Annotated in this window: 13 protein-coding genes; 5 read left to right on the top strand and 8 right to left on the bottom strand. The window is 60.4% G+C overall.

Features of this window, described 5'->3' with window-relative positions; all coding sequences use genetic code 11:
• Positions 1–178: 178 nt before the first annotated feature.
• Positions 179–1,237, bottom strand: a complete 1,059-nt coding sequence (locus K0P33_RS16300) for a tetratricopeptide repeat protein (protein WP_242149543.1) — start codon at positions 1,235–1,237, stop codon at positions 179–181.
• Between the two features lie 77 nt (positions 1,238–1,314).
• Positions 1,315–2,208, bottom strand: coding sequence for a bestrophin family protein (locus K0P33_RS16295; protein WP_094951827.1), 894 nt, complete (start codon positions 2,206–2,208; stop codon positions 1,315–1,317).
• A gap of 225 nt (positions 2,209–2,433) precedes the next feature.
• Here K0P33_RS16295 and K0P33_RS16290 point away from each other — a divergent pair, with 225 nt between their 5' ends.
• From K0P33_RS16290 to K0P33_RS16270, 5 genes are read left to right on the top strand one after another with little or no spacing between them, the layout of a single operon-like run.
• Positions 2,434–4,083 carry an AMP-binding protein gene (locus tag K0P33_RS16290; protein ID WP_242149540.1) on the top strand — a complete coding sequence of 550 codons (1,650 nt, stop codon included), beginning with the start codon at positions 2,434–2,436 and terminating at the stop codon, positions 4,081–4,083.
• 21 nt (positions 4,084–4,104) lie between these two features.
• Entirely contained in the window at positions 4,105–4,872 is a 768-nt protein-coding gene (locus tag K0P33_RS16285) for an SDR family NAD(P)-dependent oxidoreductase (RefSeq protein WP_242149536.1), read from the top strand.
• An 11-nt stretch (positions 4,873–4,883) separates the two neighbouring features.
• Positions 4,884–6,068, top strand: coding sequence for an acetyl-CoA C-acyltransferase (locus K0P33_RS16280; protein WP_094951830.1), 1,185 nt, complete (start codon positions 4,884–4,886; stop codon positions 6,066–6,068).
• Positions 6,069–6,077: 9 nt separating this feature from the next.
• The gene (locus K0P33_RS16275) at positions 6,078–7,205 is read left to right on the top strand and encodes an acyl-CoA dehydrogenase (protein WP_242149533.1); all 1,128 of its coding nucleotides are present in this window, start codon (positions 6,078–6,080) and stop codon (positions 7,203–7,205) included.
• An 11-nt stretch (positions 7,206–7,216) separates the two neighbouring features.
• Entirely contained in the window at positions 7,217–7,990 is a 774-nt protein-coding gene (locus K0P33_RS16270; protein WP_094951832.1) for an enoyl-CoA hydratase, read from the top strand.
• An 890-nt stretch (positions 7,991–8,880) separates the two neighbouring features.
• Here the strand turns inward: K0P33_RS16270 and K0P33_RS16265 are convergent.
• The 6 genes from K0P33_RS16265 to K0P33_RS16240 all read right to left on the bottom strand — a co-directional run bounded on the left by K0P33_RS16265 (position 8,881) and on the right by K0P33_RS16240 (position 15,757).
• Positions 8,881–10,188, bottom strand: a complete 1,308-nt coding sequence (locus tag K0P33_RS16265; protein ID WP_242149530.1) for an IS4 family transposase — start codon at positions 10,186–10,188, stop codon at positions 8,881–8,883.
• Between the two features lie 192 nt (positions 10,189–10,380).
• Positions 10,381–11,532 carry an acyl-CoA dehydrogenase family protein gene (locus K0P33_RS16260; protein ID WP_094952616.1) on the bottom strand — a complete coding sequence of 384 codons (1,152 nt, stop codon included), beginning with the start codon at positions 11,530–11,532 and terminating at the stop codon, positions 10,381–10,383.
• A gap of 3 nt (positions 11,533–11,535) precedes the next feature.
• On the bottom strand, positions 11,536–12,639 hold the full coding sequence (locus K0P33_RS16255) for an enoyl-CoA hydratase/isomerase family protein (protein WP_242149527.1): 1,104 nt from the start codon (positions 12,637–12,639) through the stop codon (positions 11,536–11,538).
• 117 nt (positions 12,640–12,756) lie between these two features.
• A complete protein-coding gene (locus K0P33_RS16250; protein WP_094952614.1) occupies positions 12,757–13,470 on the bottom strand; it encodes an HPP family protein in 714 nt (237 codons plus the stop codon).
• Between the two features lie 163 nt (positions 13,471–13,633).
• Positions 13,634–13,822 carry a type VI secretion system contractile sheath small subunit gene (locus K0P33_RS16245; protein WP_256589293.1) on the bottom strand — a complete coding sequence of 63 codons (189 nt, stop codon included), beginning with the start codon at positions 13,820–13,822 and terminating at the stop codon, positions 13,634–13,636.
• 312 nt (positions 13,823–14,134) lie between these two features.
• Positions 14,135–15,757 (bottom strand): phospholipid carrier-dependent glycosyltransferase, encoded by a 1,623-nt coding sequence (locus K0P33_RS16240; RefSeq protein ID WP_242149525.1) that lies wholly within the window; start codon positions 15,755–15,757, stop codon positions 14,135–14,137.
• Position 15,758 lies beyond the last annotated feature (1 nt).

The following is a 15,758-nucleotide window of genomic DNA, read 5'->3' as shown; positions in this document are numbered from 1 at the left end:
GAGCGGGCTTGCTCGCGAATGCGGTGGTTCAGTTACAAATAAGCTGACTGGCCCACCGCATTCGCGAGCAAGTCGAATCGTCGCACCGCTGCGATGCAGGCACCTCGGTACGAAAACGGATATGTACCCAGCACCCCCGCCACAGGTGGTTGTCCGCCCTTAACTAAAGGGTTGGCTCTTACAGGCCTTGTTGCAGTGCAGGATCGTCCGGGTTTTGTTGCTCAAGTTGCGCCAGTAACACCTGGACGTTTTGCAACTGGCCAGTCTCTTTCCAGTAGTTGATCAGCAACACGCGAGCTTTGCGGTTGGCGGGATGGCGCTGCACAATTTCTTCCAGTTGACGCTGGGCCGCTTCCAATTCCTCTTGGGCATGCAAGGTGGTCGCCAAGTCGTAGCGGTAATCCTGATTGTCCGGCTCCAGCTCCACCGCTTTGGACAGGCCGAGCAGCGCATAAGGGCGCTCGCCGTGGTGCAGCAACCACATGCCCAAGGCATGTTGCAGGTAGGCCGACTCCGGGTGGGCCGCCAGTTGCCGTGCCAGCAGTTGGCGCGACTCGTCGGTCTTGCCTTGTTTATCCAGTAACTCGATCTGCGCCACCCCGGCTTGCAGGTTGTCCGGCTGCAAACGCATGGCCTGCGCCAAGGCATTTTGCGCGTCCGGCAGCAGCACGCTGTGGATGTACAGGCGCGCCAGCTGAATCCAGCCTTCAGCCGTTTCCGGCTGGTCCTTGAGCGTTTTCACGAACTCATCGAGTACTTGCTGCAAGGGCCCGAAGTACAGGCCCAAGGTGTCCGCAGAGAGGCCGAGCAGGGCATTGGCGGCGGCAAAGCGCACGTCTTGTTCGGGATCCTCCAGCACTGGCCCCAGCAGCAACACGCGTTGGCCGCTGGGCACCAGGCCGACGATGCTGTGAATCGCCGCCTCGCGCACCAGTGGCGAATCATTGGCCAGGTCTTTATCGGCAAGCTTCAGTGCCTGCGGGCTTGGGTAGTTGGGCAGTTCAGCGTGCAACGCCGCGCGACGTTCAGGTGACAGGTCCGGCCGACCAAGCTGCTGATACAGCACACGCGCCGCGCCCGGTTCACCGTTATGCGCCTGCTTTAAGGCCTTGCCGTAACCATGGGCGATGGCCTTCGGCACGGCCACCGGGCTGGAGTGGGAGAAAAACCAGGTAAGCAACACAATCAACAACAGGGCGCACAGGCCGACGATGGAATAACGGCGTGACTTTGACATGCAGGCGTCCAAAAGCTGGGGGCAGCTATCGCAAAGCCATCAGCTTCGGTCAGACCACCGCGGGTGTCAAACCCGCATCAGGTCAGCACGTATTCAACCGGCTCCAAGGCAGGCGGCAAGTCGCTTTCGCCGAGAGCTGCAAGAATCTCGCGCTCCAGGGTGCGCACCAGCGCATTGCATGGCAGGTCGTTTTCGTCGAAGCCGAACGGGTCTTCCAGGTCATCGCCAATTTCATCCAGGCCAAAGAAGGTGTAGCTGACGATGGCGGTGAACACCGGTGTCAGCCAGCCCAGCGGCTCGGCCATCGCAAACGGCAGCAGAATGCAGAACAGGTAGATGGTGCGGTGCAGCAACAAGGTGTAAGGGAAGGGCAGCGGCGTGTGTTTGATCCGCTCGCAGGAGGCCTGCACCTGGCTCAGGCTGACCAGTCGGGTTTCCAGCTGGGTGTAGCGCCATTCGCTGATCACGCCTTGCTCGGCCAGCCCCGAAAACCGCGCGCCGAGCTGTTGCAGCACATGGTCGGGGAGGTTGGGGTGCGTGCGATCAATGCCGATCCAGGGCTTTATCGCCGCCGCTTCGTCCTCATGCCGCAGGCGCGCGATCAAGCCATGGGCAAAGCCGCACACACCGCGCAACAGCCCGGCACGCTCAACCGGATCACTCAGCACCTGGGTCTGGCGAATCAGCGAACGCACCTCAATGATCATTTGCCCCAACTGCTTGCGGCCTTCCCACCAGCGGTCATAACAGGCGTTGTTGCGAAAGCTCATGAAGATCGACAACGACAACCCCAACAACGTGAAGGGCGTGGCGTTGACCGTGGAGAAATACGCCGGGTGCAGGGTTTCAACCAGCACGATCACCGAGGCCAGCAAGGTCACCAGCAGGCTACGCAGGGCAATACGCTTGGCAATCGAGCCCTTGAGGGAGAACAGGATACCCAGGAGGTTGGGTTTGGGACGAACGATCATCGCGGGGAGGCTTCTTCGGTGGCGCAGTCTTTCAGGTTAGAAGCTTGAATCAAGAGCGTCCAATCACTAGAACTGACTGGCTGATCAGCGCGATCAATGATTGGCCAAACCAGTCAGCCAAGTTGAAGGCTTTGACCATTGCTGCTACAGCGCTCTAGAGCGACTATTTCCACGCTTTAACGGCTCCAAAACGTCCTGAAAATAAAAAACACAAGGATTGAAGCGATGCGTGAGTATTTGGCTGCCACCACCGAGTTTGATTACCAGCACACTGCCGACGCCGCACTGGCCGGCAACCTGCAGGCCCTCAATGCCTGCGTGGAATGCTGCGACCGGCACGCACTGCCGGGCCGCATCGCGCTGTTCTGGGAAGGTAAGGACGGGCGCAGCGCCACGTCGACCTTTACTGACTTGCAGGACCAGGCAGCGCGCTTCGCCAATTTCCTTCTGGCCCAGGGCGTCAAACGCGGTGACAAGGTGGCGGGCCTGCTGCCACGCACGGCGGAACTGCTGGTGGTAGTGCTTGCCACCTGGCGCATCGGCGCGGTCTATCAGCCGCTGTTTACTGCCTTCGGCCCCAAGGCTATCGAACACCGCCTGAACAGCTCCGACGCGGCGCTGGTGGTCACCGACGCGGTGAACCGCCCCAAACTGGCGGAAGTCGAGGGCTGCCCGACCATCGTGACGGTCGCCGGCGCCAAGGGCGAAGGCATTGTGCGCGGCGATTACAGCTTCTGGGCTGAATTGCCCAACTATTCAAACCTCTGCGAACCGGTATTGCTGGGCGCAGACGATCCGTTCCTGCTGATGTTCACCTCAGGCACCACCGGCCCGTCCAAAGCCCTGTCGGTACCGCTCAAGGCCATCGTCGCGTTCCAGAGCTATACCCGCGACGCGGTAGACCTGCGCCCCGAAGATGCATTCTGGAACGTGGCCGACCCGGGTTGGGCCTACGGCATCTATTTTGGCGTGACCGGGCCGTTATCCTTGGGCCACCCGATCACCTTCTACGATGGGCCGTTCACCCTGGAAAGCACCTGCCGGGTGATCAACAAATACGGGATCACCAACCTGACGGGCTCGCCGACCGCGTATCGCCTGTTGATAGCTGGTGGCGAGCAATTCGCGCGATCGATCAAGGGCACGCTGCGCATTGTCAGCAGTGCCGGCGAGCCGCTGAACCCGGAAGTGATCCGCTGGTTCGCGGATAACCTGGGTGTGACCATCCACGACCACTACGGCCAGACCGAACTGGGCATGGTGCTGTGCAACCACCACGGCCTGGCGCACCCGGTGCACGTCGGCTCGGCGGGGTTTGCCTCGCCAGGGCATCGCATTGTGGTGCTGGATGACGATCACCAGGAATTGCCCGCGGGCCAGCCGGGAATCCTGGCCATCGACCGCGAACAGTCGCCGATGTGCTGGTTCGCCGGCTACGACGGTGTGAAGACCAAAGCCTTTGTCGGCAAGTACTACCTCAGCGGCGACACGGTGGAGTTGAACCCCGACGGCAGCATCAGCTTTGTCGGGCGCAGTGACGATGTGATCACCACCTCTGGCTACCGCGTTGGCCCGTTCGACGTGGAAAGCGCCTTGGTTGAACACCCGGCCGTTGTCGAAGCGGCAGTGGTCGGCAAGCCTGACCCGGAGCGCACTGAGCTGGTGAAAGCCTTCGTGGTGCTCAACGCACAATACCGTGCCACCCCGGAACTCGCCGAAGAGCTGCGCCTGCACGTGCGCAAGCGTCTCGCCGCGCATGCTTACCCGCGAGAAATCGAATTTGTCAGCGACTTGCCCAAGACCCCGAGCGGCAAGCTGCAACGTTTTATTTTGCGTAATCAGGAAATCGCCAAGGCTCAAGCAGCACTGGCGTGATCCCTTTCAAAGGAAATAAAGATGCAGATTGAAAACAAGGTATTCCTGGTCAGCGGCGGCGCTTCGGGCCTCGGCGCGGCCACCGCTGAAATGCTGGTGGCCGCCGGTGCCAAGGTAATGCTGGTGGACCTGAACGCCGAGGCCGTCGCGGCCAAGGCCCAACAGCTCGGTGATAATGCCCGCAGCGCCGTGGCGGATATCAGCCAGGAAGCTGCCGCCGAAGCCGCCGTGCAAGCGGCCGTCGCCGCGTTTGGTGGCTTGCACGGGCTGATCAACTGCGCCGGTGTGGTGCGTGGCGAGAAAATCCTCGGTAAGAACGGCCCTCACGCCTTGGCCAGCTTTGCCCAGGTGATCAACGTCAACCTGATCGGCAGCTTCAACCTGCTGCGCCTGGCCGCCGCCGCCATCGCCGAAACCGAGGCGAATGCCGATGGCGAACGCGGCGTGATCATCAATACCGCGTCGGTGGCCGCCTTTGATGGGCAGATCGGCCAGGCGGCGTATTCCGCCTCCAAAGGCGCCATCGCCAGCCTGACGCTGCCCGCCGCCCGCGAGCTGGCGCGCTTCGGCATTCGGGTCATGACCATCGCCCCGGGCATTTTTGAAACACCGATGATGGCCGGCATGACCCCGGAAGTCCGCGATTCCCTGGCCGCTGGCGTGCCATTCCCGCCACGTTTGGGCAAACCGACCGAGTACGCCGCACTGGTGCGGCACATCATTGAAAACAGCATGCTCAACGGCGAGGTGATCCGTCTCGACGGCGCCTTGCGCATGGCAGCCAAGTAAGGAGGATTTTTATGAACGATCCGATCGTTATCGTCAGCGCCGTACGCACGCCCATGGGCGGGTTCCAGGGTGACCTTAAAGGGCTGACCGCGCCGCAATTGGGCGCCGCCGCGATTCGCGCCGCCGTCGAACGAGCCGGCATTGCGCCGGACGCCGTGGATGAAGTGCTGTTCGGCTGCGTCCTGCCGGCAGGCCTCGGCCAGGCACCTGCACGGCAGGCGGCGTTGGGCGCCGGGTTGGACAAGGGCACCCGCTGCACCACGCTCAACAAAATGTGCGGCTCGGGCATGGAAGCGACCATCCTGGCCCACGATTCATTGTTGGCCGGCAGTGTCGATGTGGTGGTGGCTGGCGGCATGGAAAGCATGTCCAATGCACCGTACCTGCTCGACCGCGCACGCAGCGGCTACCGCATGGGCCACGGCAAGGTGCTCGACCATATGTTCCTCGACGGCCTCGAAGACGCCTACGACAAGGGTCGACTGATGGGCAGCTTTGCCGAGGACTGCGCCGAGCACAATGGCTTCACCCGTGAAGCCCAGGACGCTTTTGCCATCGCCTCGCTGACCCGTGCCCAACAGGCGATCACCCACGGTAGCTTCGCCGCCGAGATCGTCCCGGTGCAGGTCACCGTCGGCAAAGAGCAAAAAACCATCTTGCATGATGAACAACCACCGAAAGCCAAGCTGGACAAGATTGCCAGCCTCAAACCCGCGTTCCGCGAAGGCGGTACGGTGACGGCGGCCAACGCCAGTTCGATTTCTGACGGCGCGGCGGCGTTGCTCTTGATGCGTCAGTCCGAAGCGCACAAGCGCGGCCTCAAGCCACTGGCGGTGATCCATGGGCACGCCGCATTTGCCGATGAGCCGGGGCTGTTCCCGGTGGCGCCGGTGGGCGCGATTCGCAAGCTGATGAGTAAGACCGGCTGGAACCTCGACGAAGTAGATCTGTTCGAGATCAACGAGGCCTTCGCGGTGGTCAGCCTGGTGACCATGAGCAAACTGGAAATCCCGCACAGCAAGGTCAACATTCACGGCGGCGCCTGCGCCCTGGGCCACCCGATTGGTGCCTCGGGTGCGCGCATCCTGGTGACGTTGCTCTCGGCCCTGCGCCAGAAAGGCCTCAAGCGCGGCGTTGCTGCGATTTGCATCGGCGGCGGTGAAGCCACGGCCATGGCCGTCGAATGCGTGTATTAAGGACTTTTTATGCTGCCCAATGACGAACAACTGCAAATCAGCGACGCGGCCCGGCAATTTGCCCAGGAGCGTTTGAAACCGTTCGCCGCCGAGTGGGACCGCGAGCACCGTTTTCCAACGCAAGCCATCGGCGAAATGGCCGAGCTGGGCTTTTTCGGCATGTTGGTGCCGGAACAGTGGGGCGGTTGCGACACCGGCTACCTGGCCTACGCCATGGCCCTGGAAGAGATCGCCGCCGGTGACGGCGCTTGCTCGACCATCATGAGCGTGCACAACTCAGTGGGCTGCGTGCCGATTCTGAAATTCGGCAACGATCAGCAGAAAGAGCAATTCCTCAAGCCCTTGGCCAGCGGCGCCATGCTGGGCGCCTTCGCGCTGACCGAACCGCAAGCCGGTTCCGATGCCAGCAGCCTGAAAACCCGTGCACGCCTGGAAGGCGATCACTACGTGCTCAATGGCTGCAAACAGTTCATCACCTCCGGGCAAAACGCCGGCGTTGTGATTGTGTTTGCGGTCACCGACCCGGCCGCCGGCAAACGTGGGATCAGCGCGTTCATCGTGCCCACCGATTCGCCGGGCTACACGGTCGCGCGGGTTGAAGACAAGCTTGGCCAGCATGCCTCCGACACCTGCCAGATCCTGTTTGAGGACGTGAAGGTGCCGGTCGCCAATCGGCTTGGGGAGGAGGGCGAAGGCTACAAGATCGCCCTGGCCAACCTTGAAGGTGGCCGCGTCGGCATCGCCTCGCAATCGGTGGGCATGGCCCGTGCCGCCTTTGAGGCCGCCCGTGACTATGCGCGCGAGCGCGAAAGTTTTGGCAAAGCGCTGATCGAACACCAGGCTGTGGCATTTCGCCTGGCGGACATGGCCACGCAAATCGCCGTCGCTCGGCAGATGGTGCATTACGCCGCCGCCCTGCGCGACAGCGGCAAGCCGGCCTTGGTCGAAGCCTCGATGGCCAAGTTGTTTGCCTCGGAAATGGCCGAAAAAGTCTGCTCGGCCGCCTTGCAAACCTTGGGCGGTTACGGTTACCTGAGCGACTTCCCCTTGGAGCGGATCTACCGCGATGTGCGGGTCTGCCAGATTTACGAAGGCACCAGCGATATCCAGCGCATGGTCATCTCACGCAATCTTTAAGGAGCCGATACATGAGTTACGACACCATTTTGGTCGAAGTCCAGGGCCGCGTAGGGCTGATTACCCTTAATCGCCCGCAAGCGTTGAACGCCTTGAATGCGCAACTGGTCAGCGAGTTGAACCAGGCGTTGGATGGGCTGGAGGCCAATCCTGAGATTGGGTGCATCGTGCTGACTGGCTCGAAAAAAGCCTTTGCTGCCGGGGCTGACATCAAGGAGATGGCGGAGCTGACGTATCCGCAGATCTATCTGGATGACCTGTTTAGCGACAGTGATCGGGTGGCTAACCGGCGTAAGCCGATCATTGCTGCGGTTAACGGCTTCGCGCTGGGTGGCGGGTGTGAACTGGCGTTGATGTGCGACTTTATCCTGGCGGGTGATGGGGCTAAGTTTGGTCAGCCGGAAATTAACCTTGGCGTGCTGCCGGGTATGGGGGGCACTCAGCGCCTGACCCGTGCGGTGGGTAAGGCCAAGGCCATGGAGATGTGCCTGACTGGGCGCTTTATCGATGCGGTGGAGGCTGAGCGGTGTGGGATTGTGGCGCGTATCGTTCCGGCGGATGAATTGCTTGAGGAAGCGTTGAAGGTTGCGACCTTGATTGCCGGTAAATCTGTGCCGATTAGTATGATGGTCAAGGAAAGCGTTAATCGTGCGTTTGAGGTGAGTCTTTCTGAAGGTGTGCGTTTTGAGCGCAGGGTGTTTCATGCGGCGTTTGCGACGCTGGATCAGAAGGAAGGGATGGCGGCGTTTGTGGGTAAGCGGGCGCCTGAGTTTAAGGATCGGTAAGGGGGGGGAGGGGTGGGGTTGCGGTTGCGGTTGGGGGCATATCCGTTGCTGCGGTAACGGCTTCGTAGGGTTCCGCTCTTACAGCGGGTCACTTTTGGAAAAGAGCCCCAAAAGTAACCAAAAGGGCTCTTGCCCCACCACTCGGCACCTCGCCTAGGCTCGGTGTGCCCTCACTCCGGCTTTGGACCGTGGGCCGCCGCCATGGGCCATCCTTGGCCCATCGCGGCTAAACCGGCGTCCTGCCGGTTTACCCACGCTCCAAAGCCTGCGTTCGGCCAGCGTGGTTTAACGGGGCGCCTAAGATCAAGATCAAAAGCAAGAGCACGGCGGCCTAGTAGCCGACCTGAGTGGTTAGATCAAAAGCAAAACCGAGGCGGCCTGACAGCCGACCTGATATTTGAAACTGAACTCAATCTAATGTGGGAGCTGGCTTGCCTGCGATGGTATCAACTCGGTGTACCTGATGGACCGAGGTGTCTGCATCGCAGCGGTGCGGCGATCCGACAAGCCAGCTCCCACAGAAAAGCAGATCTGCTTCTGCTCTGCTTCTGCCTTGCTTTTGCTTCTACCACTCAGGTCGGCTACTAGGCCGCCGTGCTCTTGCTTTTGATCTTGATCTTAGGCGCCCCGTTAAACCACGATGGCCGAACGCAGGCTTGAATCCGTGGGTAACCCGGCAGGACGCCGGGTTAGCCGCGATGGGCCAAGGATGGCCCATGGCGGCGGCCCACGGATTCAAGCCGGAGTGAGGGCACACCGAGCCTAAGCGAGGTGCCGAGTGGTGGGGCAAGAGCCCTTTTGGTTACTTTTGGGGCTCTTTTCCAAAAGTGACCCGCTGTAAGAGCCATGCCTTTCAAGGTCTGCGTTTAAAAGTTCGTTTAAAGCAGTGTTTAAGTCTGTTTATCCGACTTGGCAGCCTTAAGCACCCGAGCTGTTGAAACATGAGCCCGTGCGGCCTTACCTTCCAGCCACTCCTTGGGTTTGGCGATTTTAGGGCCGCGCGGGCTTTTCGCGACGGCCTTAGGTTTGATCAACCTCGCCAGGGCCAGTAACCGCTCTGCCAACCCTTGCGAGGTCTTTTCGAGAGGGAAGTTTTCCGCCGGTAATGCGATCTGCATTCCCTCATAACCGCTGCGAACGTGCACCGCCAAATGGTAAATCGAAGCCTCCCAACTCGCTGGCTGCGTTTCGCGGTGCGCCTGTTCCACACTGCGTTTGAGAACCGACAAAACGTTGTAAGCCAGAACCGCCGAGGCGAAGCCCAGCAGCGCGGCTTTAGGGCTACCAAGGCTCTTAATCTCACTGTCGAGCACCGATTCAAGGCGTTGGAACATCCCTTCAATACTCCAGCGGCGGCGGTATAAATCAGCTATTTGTCGAGCGCTGATGGTGTCGGGCAAATTGCTCCAGAACCACATCACCAAATCACCTGAGTCATTTGCCGTTTGCAGGCTCAACTCAACGCGTCGCCAGCGGCGACCGCCTTTTACTTCGATGGTTTGTTCGCGAACGGTTCCGGTGTCGACGGTCCCTGACTCTTGCCAGTCGCCTTCCTGGATCACACGTGGATGTTTGCTGTGTTGGCGAACGATGAACGAGGCCCCTGTGTTTTCGCAGGCTTGCAGGACAGGCAGCGTGCAATAAAGTCGGTCAGCCATCCATAGTTGACCCGCGCTTGCGCGGGCCAACAGCGGTAGAACACTGACCCGCTCGCTGGCATGGGCGTCTTCCCAAGGCTGAAGATCGACGACTAAATCCAGATCAGGATCGTAGGCCACTACGGAAAACCCTGGGCGAGCCGCAGCTCGCTCGCTGCGCAAAGGGCCTAAACGTTTTTCAGTGGCCGGTAGGTGGTTGCCATCGACAATGCGCAACTGCCAGCCGGGTAGTATCGATGAGTGGCCGAGCGTTTTGATGGTTGGTTCTAAACGCTCTGCGCTGCCTGAGATGAGGGCTCGAAGCACCTCGGGTTCGGTCCGATTGATCTTGTCATAGAGCGCCGCAACGCTCACCGAAAGGCCCTCCATCTTACGCGCTGCAGCGTGCAGTGATGGCCTCAAGCCCAATGAAACAAGGGACATCAGCTCTACAACGGTTGAAAACAAGAGCTCACGGGAGTACTGGCGTTGTCGGTGGTCATTGAACACCTTGTCAACCCACTCGGCAGGTACGGCCTGCTCCAATACCAGCTTGGTCATGACACTGGCCGGCGCCTGCTTTTCAAACCGTTCTAGAACCTTTTCCCACATCGTTTCGTCATCCTGACTAAAGTATTTGTTTATGTTTTAAACCAAGACCTTGAAAGGCATGGCTGTAAGAGCGGAACCAATATCAGCCATCACCCCAATAACGGATATGTACCCAGCAGACCCTCGACAACACCAATCCCCTCAAAGCTGATAATTCTTCAACTCCCGCGCAATCACCATCCGCTGAATCTCACTCGTCCCCTCATAAATCTGCGTAATGCGCGCATCCCGGTAATACCGCTCCACCGGGTAATCCTCCAGATACCCATACCCGCCATGAATCTGCATCGCCGAGGAGCAAACCTTCTCAGCCATTTCCGAGGCAAACAGCTTGGCTTGTGACGCTTCCGACAAACACGGCTTGCCAGCACTGCGCAACCGAGCGGCGTGCAGGATCAACAGACGTGCAGCATTCAAGCGCGTCTGCATATCAGCCAGCAAGTTAGCAACGCTCTGGTGCTCAATGATCGCCTTGTCGAATTGCACCCGATCCCGCGCATACGCCAGCGCCGCTTCAAACGCCGCACGGGCGATGCCCAAGGCCTGGGCGGCAATACCGATGCGCCCGCCCTCGAGGTTGGACAGGGCAATGGCCAGGCCTTTGCCACGCTCACCGAGCAAATTGGCCTCGGGCACCGTGCACTGGTTGAGGGTAACCGCGCAGGTATCCGACGCACGAATGCCCATCTTGTGTTCGGTGCGGTCGACCACAAACCCCGGCGTCTCGGTGGGCACCAGGAAAGCAGAAATACCTTTCTTGCCCAACTCCGGGTCCGTCACCGCAAACACAATAGCCAACTTGGCGCGCTTGCCATTGCTGACAAACTGCTTGGCGCCGTTGATCACCCACTGGCCATCGCGCAGTTCGGCACGGGTACGCAGGTTATGCGCTTCGGAACCGGCCTGGGGTTCAGTCAGGCAGAAGCAGCCGATGGCCTGGCCACTGGCAAGGTCGGGCAGCCAGGTTTGCTTCTGCTCTTGTGTGCCGTAGTTGAGAATTGGCCCGCAACCGACTGAATTATGGATACTCATCAGCGCGCCGGTGGCGCCGTCACCGGCAGAGATTTCTTCGACCGCCAAAGCGTAGGCGACGTAATCAACGTAAGTGCCGCCCCATTCTTCAGGCACCACCATGCCCAGCAGGCCCAGTTCGCCCATCTTGGCGACCAAGGCGTCATCGATCCAGCCGGCCTTTTCCCAGGCTTGGGCGTGCGGGGCGATCTCGCCACGGGCAAAGTCGCGCGCCATGTCGCGAATCATTACTTGTTCTTCAGTATATTCAATGTCTTGCACGGCTTATCTCCCAACCTGCTTGAAGTTGTGGAAGAAGCTTTCCACATGGGTTGCGTCCAACCCGTGAATCGAGGGCGGGTTCCAGCGCGGGCTTTTGTCTTTGTCGATGATCAAGGCCCGAACGCCTTCGATCAGGTCACCGCGCTCGAACCATTGGCGGTCCAGGTGCAACTCCAGCGCAAAGCACTGCTCCAGCGGCAGGCGGCGGCCACGACGGAGCATTTCCAGGGTGACGGCCATTGCCAGCGGTGAGCGGGTTTGCATCAGGTTGGCGGTGGTCAACGCCCATTCATGGCTGTCGGCGACGGTGACTTGCTGCAACTGCTCGACAATGCTGGGCACGTCCGGCAGGGCGAAGAAGTGGTCGATGGCCGGGCGCAGGGCTGCCAACGGTGCATCGGGCAATTGCTGCACGGCCAACTTGGCGAGTACACCTTGCAGGTCCTTGAGCGGCGAGTCCTGCCATTGCAGGCGGTCGAGCTTCTGGTCGAGGTCGGCGAACTTGGCGCTGTCCAAGTACCAGTCCGCCAACCCGCAATACAGAGCGTCGGCGGCGCGAATCTGTACACCGGTCACGCCTAAGTAAATCCCCAGTTCGCCAGGAATGCGGGGCAGGAAGTAGCTGCCGCCCACGTCCGGGAAATACCCGATGGCCACTTCCGGCATCGCCAGGCGACTGCGCTCGGTGACCACGCGCAGGTCGGCGCCTTGCACCAGGCCCATGCCGCCGCCGAGGACGAACCCGTCCATCAAGGAGAGTACGGGCTTGCGGTAATGATGAATGGCCAAGTCGAGGGCGTATTCTTCGACGAAAAAATCGGCGTGCAGGCTGTCGCCGTTCTTGAAGCTGTCGTAAAGGGAACGGATGTCACCCCCGGCACAGAAGGCTTTTTCGCCAGCGCCGCGCAGGACCACGGCATAGACTTGCGGATCATCCGCCCAGGCCTGCAGTTGCGAGGCGAGGCTGCGGACCATGTGCAGGGTAATGGCATTCAAGCCAGCGGGGCGGTTGAGGGTAAGGTGGCCGATATGGTTGCGCACCTCGGCCAGCACTTCTTCCTGAAGAGTATCGGCGCGGCTTGCTTCGGATGAAACCTGAGCAGTCATCTGTAACTCCCTGCTTTTATTGTTCTTTATCAAGATATTCGCGGGCGAACCCTCTCGTGATCCTACCAGTGCAAATTTGCCCAGTACAACCGTGAATCATGCAGGTCGTTTTTGCATTTATGCAGCAGGTCGACTGGCCAGCACTTCGCCAATGCTGCGGCGTCGCGCATGGCCTTGCGCCGCGTGGATCAGCTGTTCGAGTTCGGACGGTGCGACATCGTAGAACTGCTCCATCTCGGCCAACGCCTGCTTCAAGTCGGCCGCCGTTATCGAGGGGTCAGCGACCTGCGTGGCATTGCCCAGGACGACGGCCGGCGAGTCGACTGTACCTTTGGGATAACGCGTGCGGGTGACGTTGTTATACGCCAACGCACACGCCAGCAGCGCACCCGCGCCGAGCATGACCGGTGCGAGTTCCTGCCAACCCAGGGCAATCGACGCCGGGTCGGCGAGCACCAGGGTCATGGCCAGGCCACCGGCAGGTGGGTGCAGGCAACGCAGCCAGCACATCAGGATAACGGTCATGCCCGCTGCCAGGCAGGCACTGCCCAAGGTGCGCCCCAGTACCCGCGCGATCAGCAGCGCCACGACAGCGGCGCATAAATAGCTGCCGATGATCGACCACGGTTGGGCCAGCGCGCCGGATGACACTGCAAACAGCAGCACGGCTGACGCCCCCAGCGGCCCGAGCAAGTGCAAGGCCACCTCCAGGCCAAACAGCTGGGCGCACACCCAGACACTGAACAGCGTGCCCAGGGCCATGCCGATTGCGGCGCGGCTCCATTCGGCGGGGCGGGTGTTGATTGCAGCGGGTAACCAGCGAGCGAGCATCGAAGGGGTCCATAAACAGCAGGCGAAAAAAAAGGCTGATCAGGTCACCCGGAAAAGCCCTTTGAAAGTTCCAACGGTTGGGGGAGGAACTCGCACAGTGTGCCGCCCCGAATGCCAGCGCGCCAATGCATATTAATGAGGGTTGAATACAAAGATAATGCAGTCAAGTGGCTTCGTCGAATGGAGCAGGGCATTCCTTCTCTGCCCGTGCAGTACTCAGGCGTCCCAATACACGTGTATCCGCCTCTTCGTTGAACAGGTGTCGTTGCAGGTTTTCCAGCAGCGCGGGGTCGTCGGCCAGCGGCCCCTTCAACGCCACCAGGGCGTCACGCAGTTCCATCAACCGATCCAGCCTCGGCAGAGGAATAAGCAAGAGATCTTCCGGCACGGCATTGCCCTCTTAATGAAGTAAGTCACTGTGTGTCGCATGGCCTAATGCGTCCTTGTTGTTATCCAATGTGCACTTACCCCAGCCTCCCGAGATCGGGGCAGTAGATAGTTAATGCACTGGGCAACGAGTCTACATTTGGGTTCCAAGCGTCGGAAGACAACGCGCGACAGCCGTTACGCATAGCTATGTAGGGGGTTTCTTGGTGGTTATGACGAAAAACGCCCACTCCTGAAAGAGTGGGCGTTGTTTGTTAAACAGCCGCTATAAACGCGATCAAGGCGCGGGCGCCCTCGCCAGATGCAGCAACACATAGGGGTCTTTGTCGAACTCCCCAGTGAGCGTCGGGGTGAGCGTGCGCAAGCGCGGGTCTTGTAAGCGCTCAAAGTCTGCTGCACTCATCACCAGCCAGGCAGGCCCTTGCAGCGGCGTCAGGTCAGCGGACGTTTGGGTAAACAACGGCACCTTATCGCATCCGAAGTTGACCATGAACTTGATGGCTTTGGCATCTTTACCCAAGCCATGCAGTATCACCGGTGCCGGCTGTTGGCGGATCTGAGCCTTGACCGCGAGGCTGAACGTGCGGGTGTCGTAGAGCGTGCGCTCCAACGGTTCGACCACCACAATGTAGGTCGACCATAACGCCAGTACCGCCGCGAATGCCGGGGCCAATGGTCGCAAGCGCGGTTTCAACACGGCCAGCAGCGCCAGTACCTGAAGCACGCCCAATAGCGTGAACATCAGCCCAAGGCTGCTCAACTGTTCCGGGTAACGCTTGCGCGCCACCACCAGCCCGATCACCAACAATGCCGGCAACAGCGTCCAGATGCCCAGCATCAAGCCGCGCAACCCGGCGAACAATCGCCCCTGGCTGACCTGGAACGGGTAGGCCGCGATGATCGCCGCCATGGGGAGCATCGGCAGGATGTAACGGGCCTTTTTCGCCTGGGGTACCGACAAACCGAGCATCACCAGTAAACCGGCGGCCGCGCAGTAGAGCACCAGCTGCAATGCCGGATCTGGCGCCCGTCGCCCACCGACTGCCACGGCCAGCAGCACCAACAAGGCCAGCGGGTAAGCCAAGGCATAATTGCCCATGGAACTGGTGAAGTAATACAGCACGCCGCTGGAGCCTTCGGTGCCGTCCATACGCCCCAGGAACTGCATGCGGATCACGTCCTGCATGAAGTCCTCGCCACCACTGAGCTTGGCCAGCAGCAGCAACAAACCGACACACGCCGCCAGCAACGCCAAGGCAATCAAGCCGAAGGTGAACAGTTGGCGCCATTGCCGGTTGAGCAGGTAATAGCTGCACAGCACGCCAGTGGGGATCACGAGGCCAATCGGCCCACGCACCGCAAAGCCGATAATCAGCAGCAGGAACAGCCAATGCAGGCGTTTAGCCGCGCCGAAGTGATCATGCGCATAACCTAGGTAGAACACCGCCAAAGCGACTGCGGCGAGCATCTGGTCCAGCGACACCGCACGAGTTTCGCTGATGAAGGTGCTGCTGAGCAGCAACATCGCGATGCTCAGCAGGCCCCAGCGCGTGGAGTAGGGCGCTGTCAGGCGATACACCAGCGTGACGATCAGCGCCGAAGCGATGGAGGTGGGCAACCACGCGGTCAAGCTGGTGACTTGGCCGAACGGCAACGACAAGACCCACGTCAGCAACGTCGAGGTCGCCAGGTAGTCGGCGTAGGGCTGGCCATAGGTCGTGGGGAAGAAGCTCGGCCCATGGCGCAGCATTTCCTGGGCAAACAGCACAAAGCGCGAGTCAAACCCGATAATCGCCTGGTGCCAGTTACCCACTATAAACAGCACCAGGGCCAGGAGCCCAAGCCCCAGCGACTGGTGGCGGATCGTTGCGGTGAGCAGGGGCGGTTGAGCTCTATTCACG

The organism is Pseudomonas sp. ArH3a (assembly GCF_022648765.1).
In the GTDB taxonomy this organism is placed as follows: Bacteria; Pseudomonadota; Gammaproteobacteria; order Pseudomonadales; family Pseudomonadaceae; genus Aquipseudomonas.
Note: the sequence above shows the minus strand (reverse complement) of the source record. Positions and strands in the feature narration are given on the sequence as shown.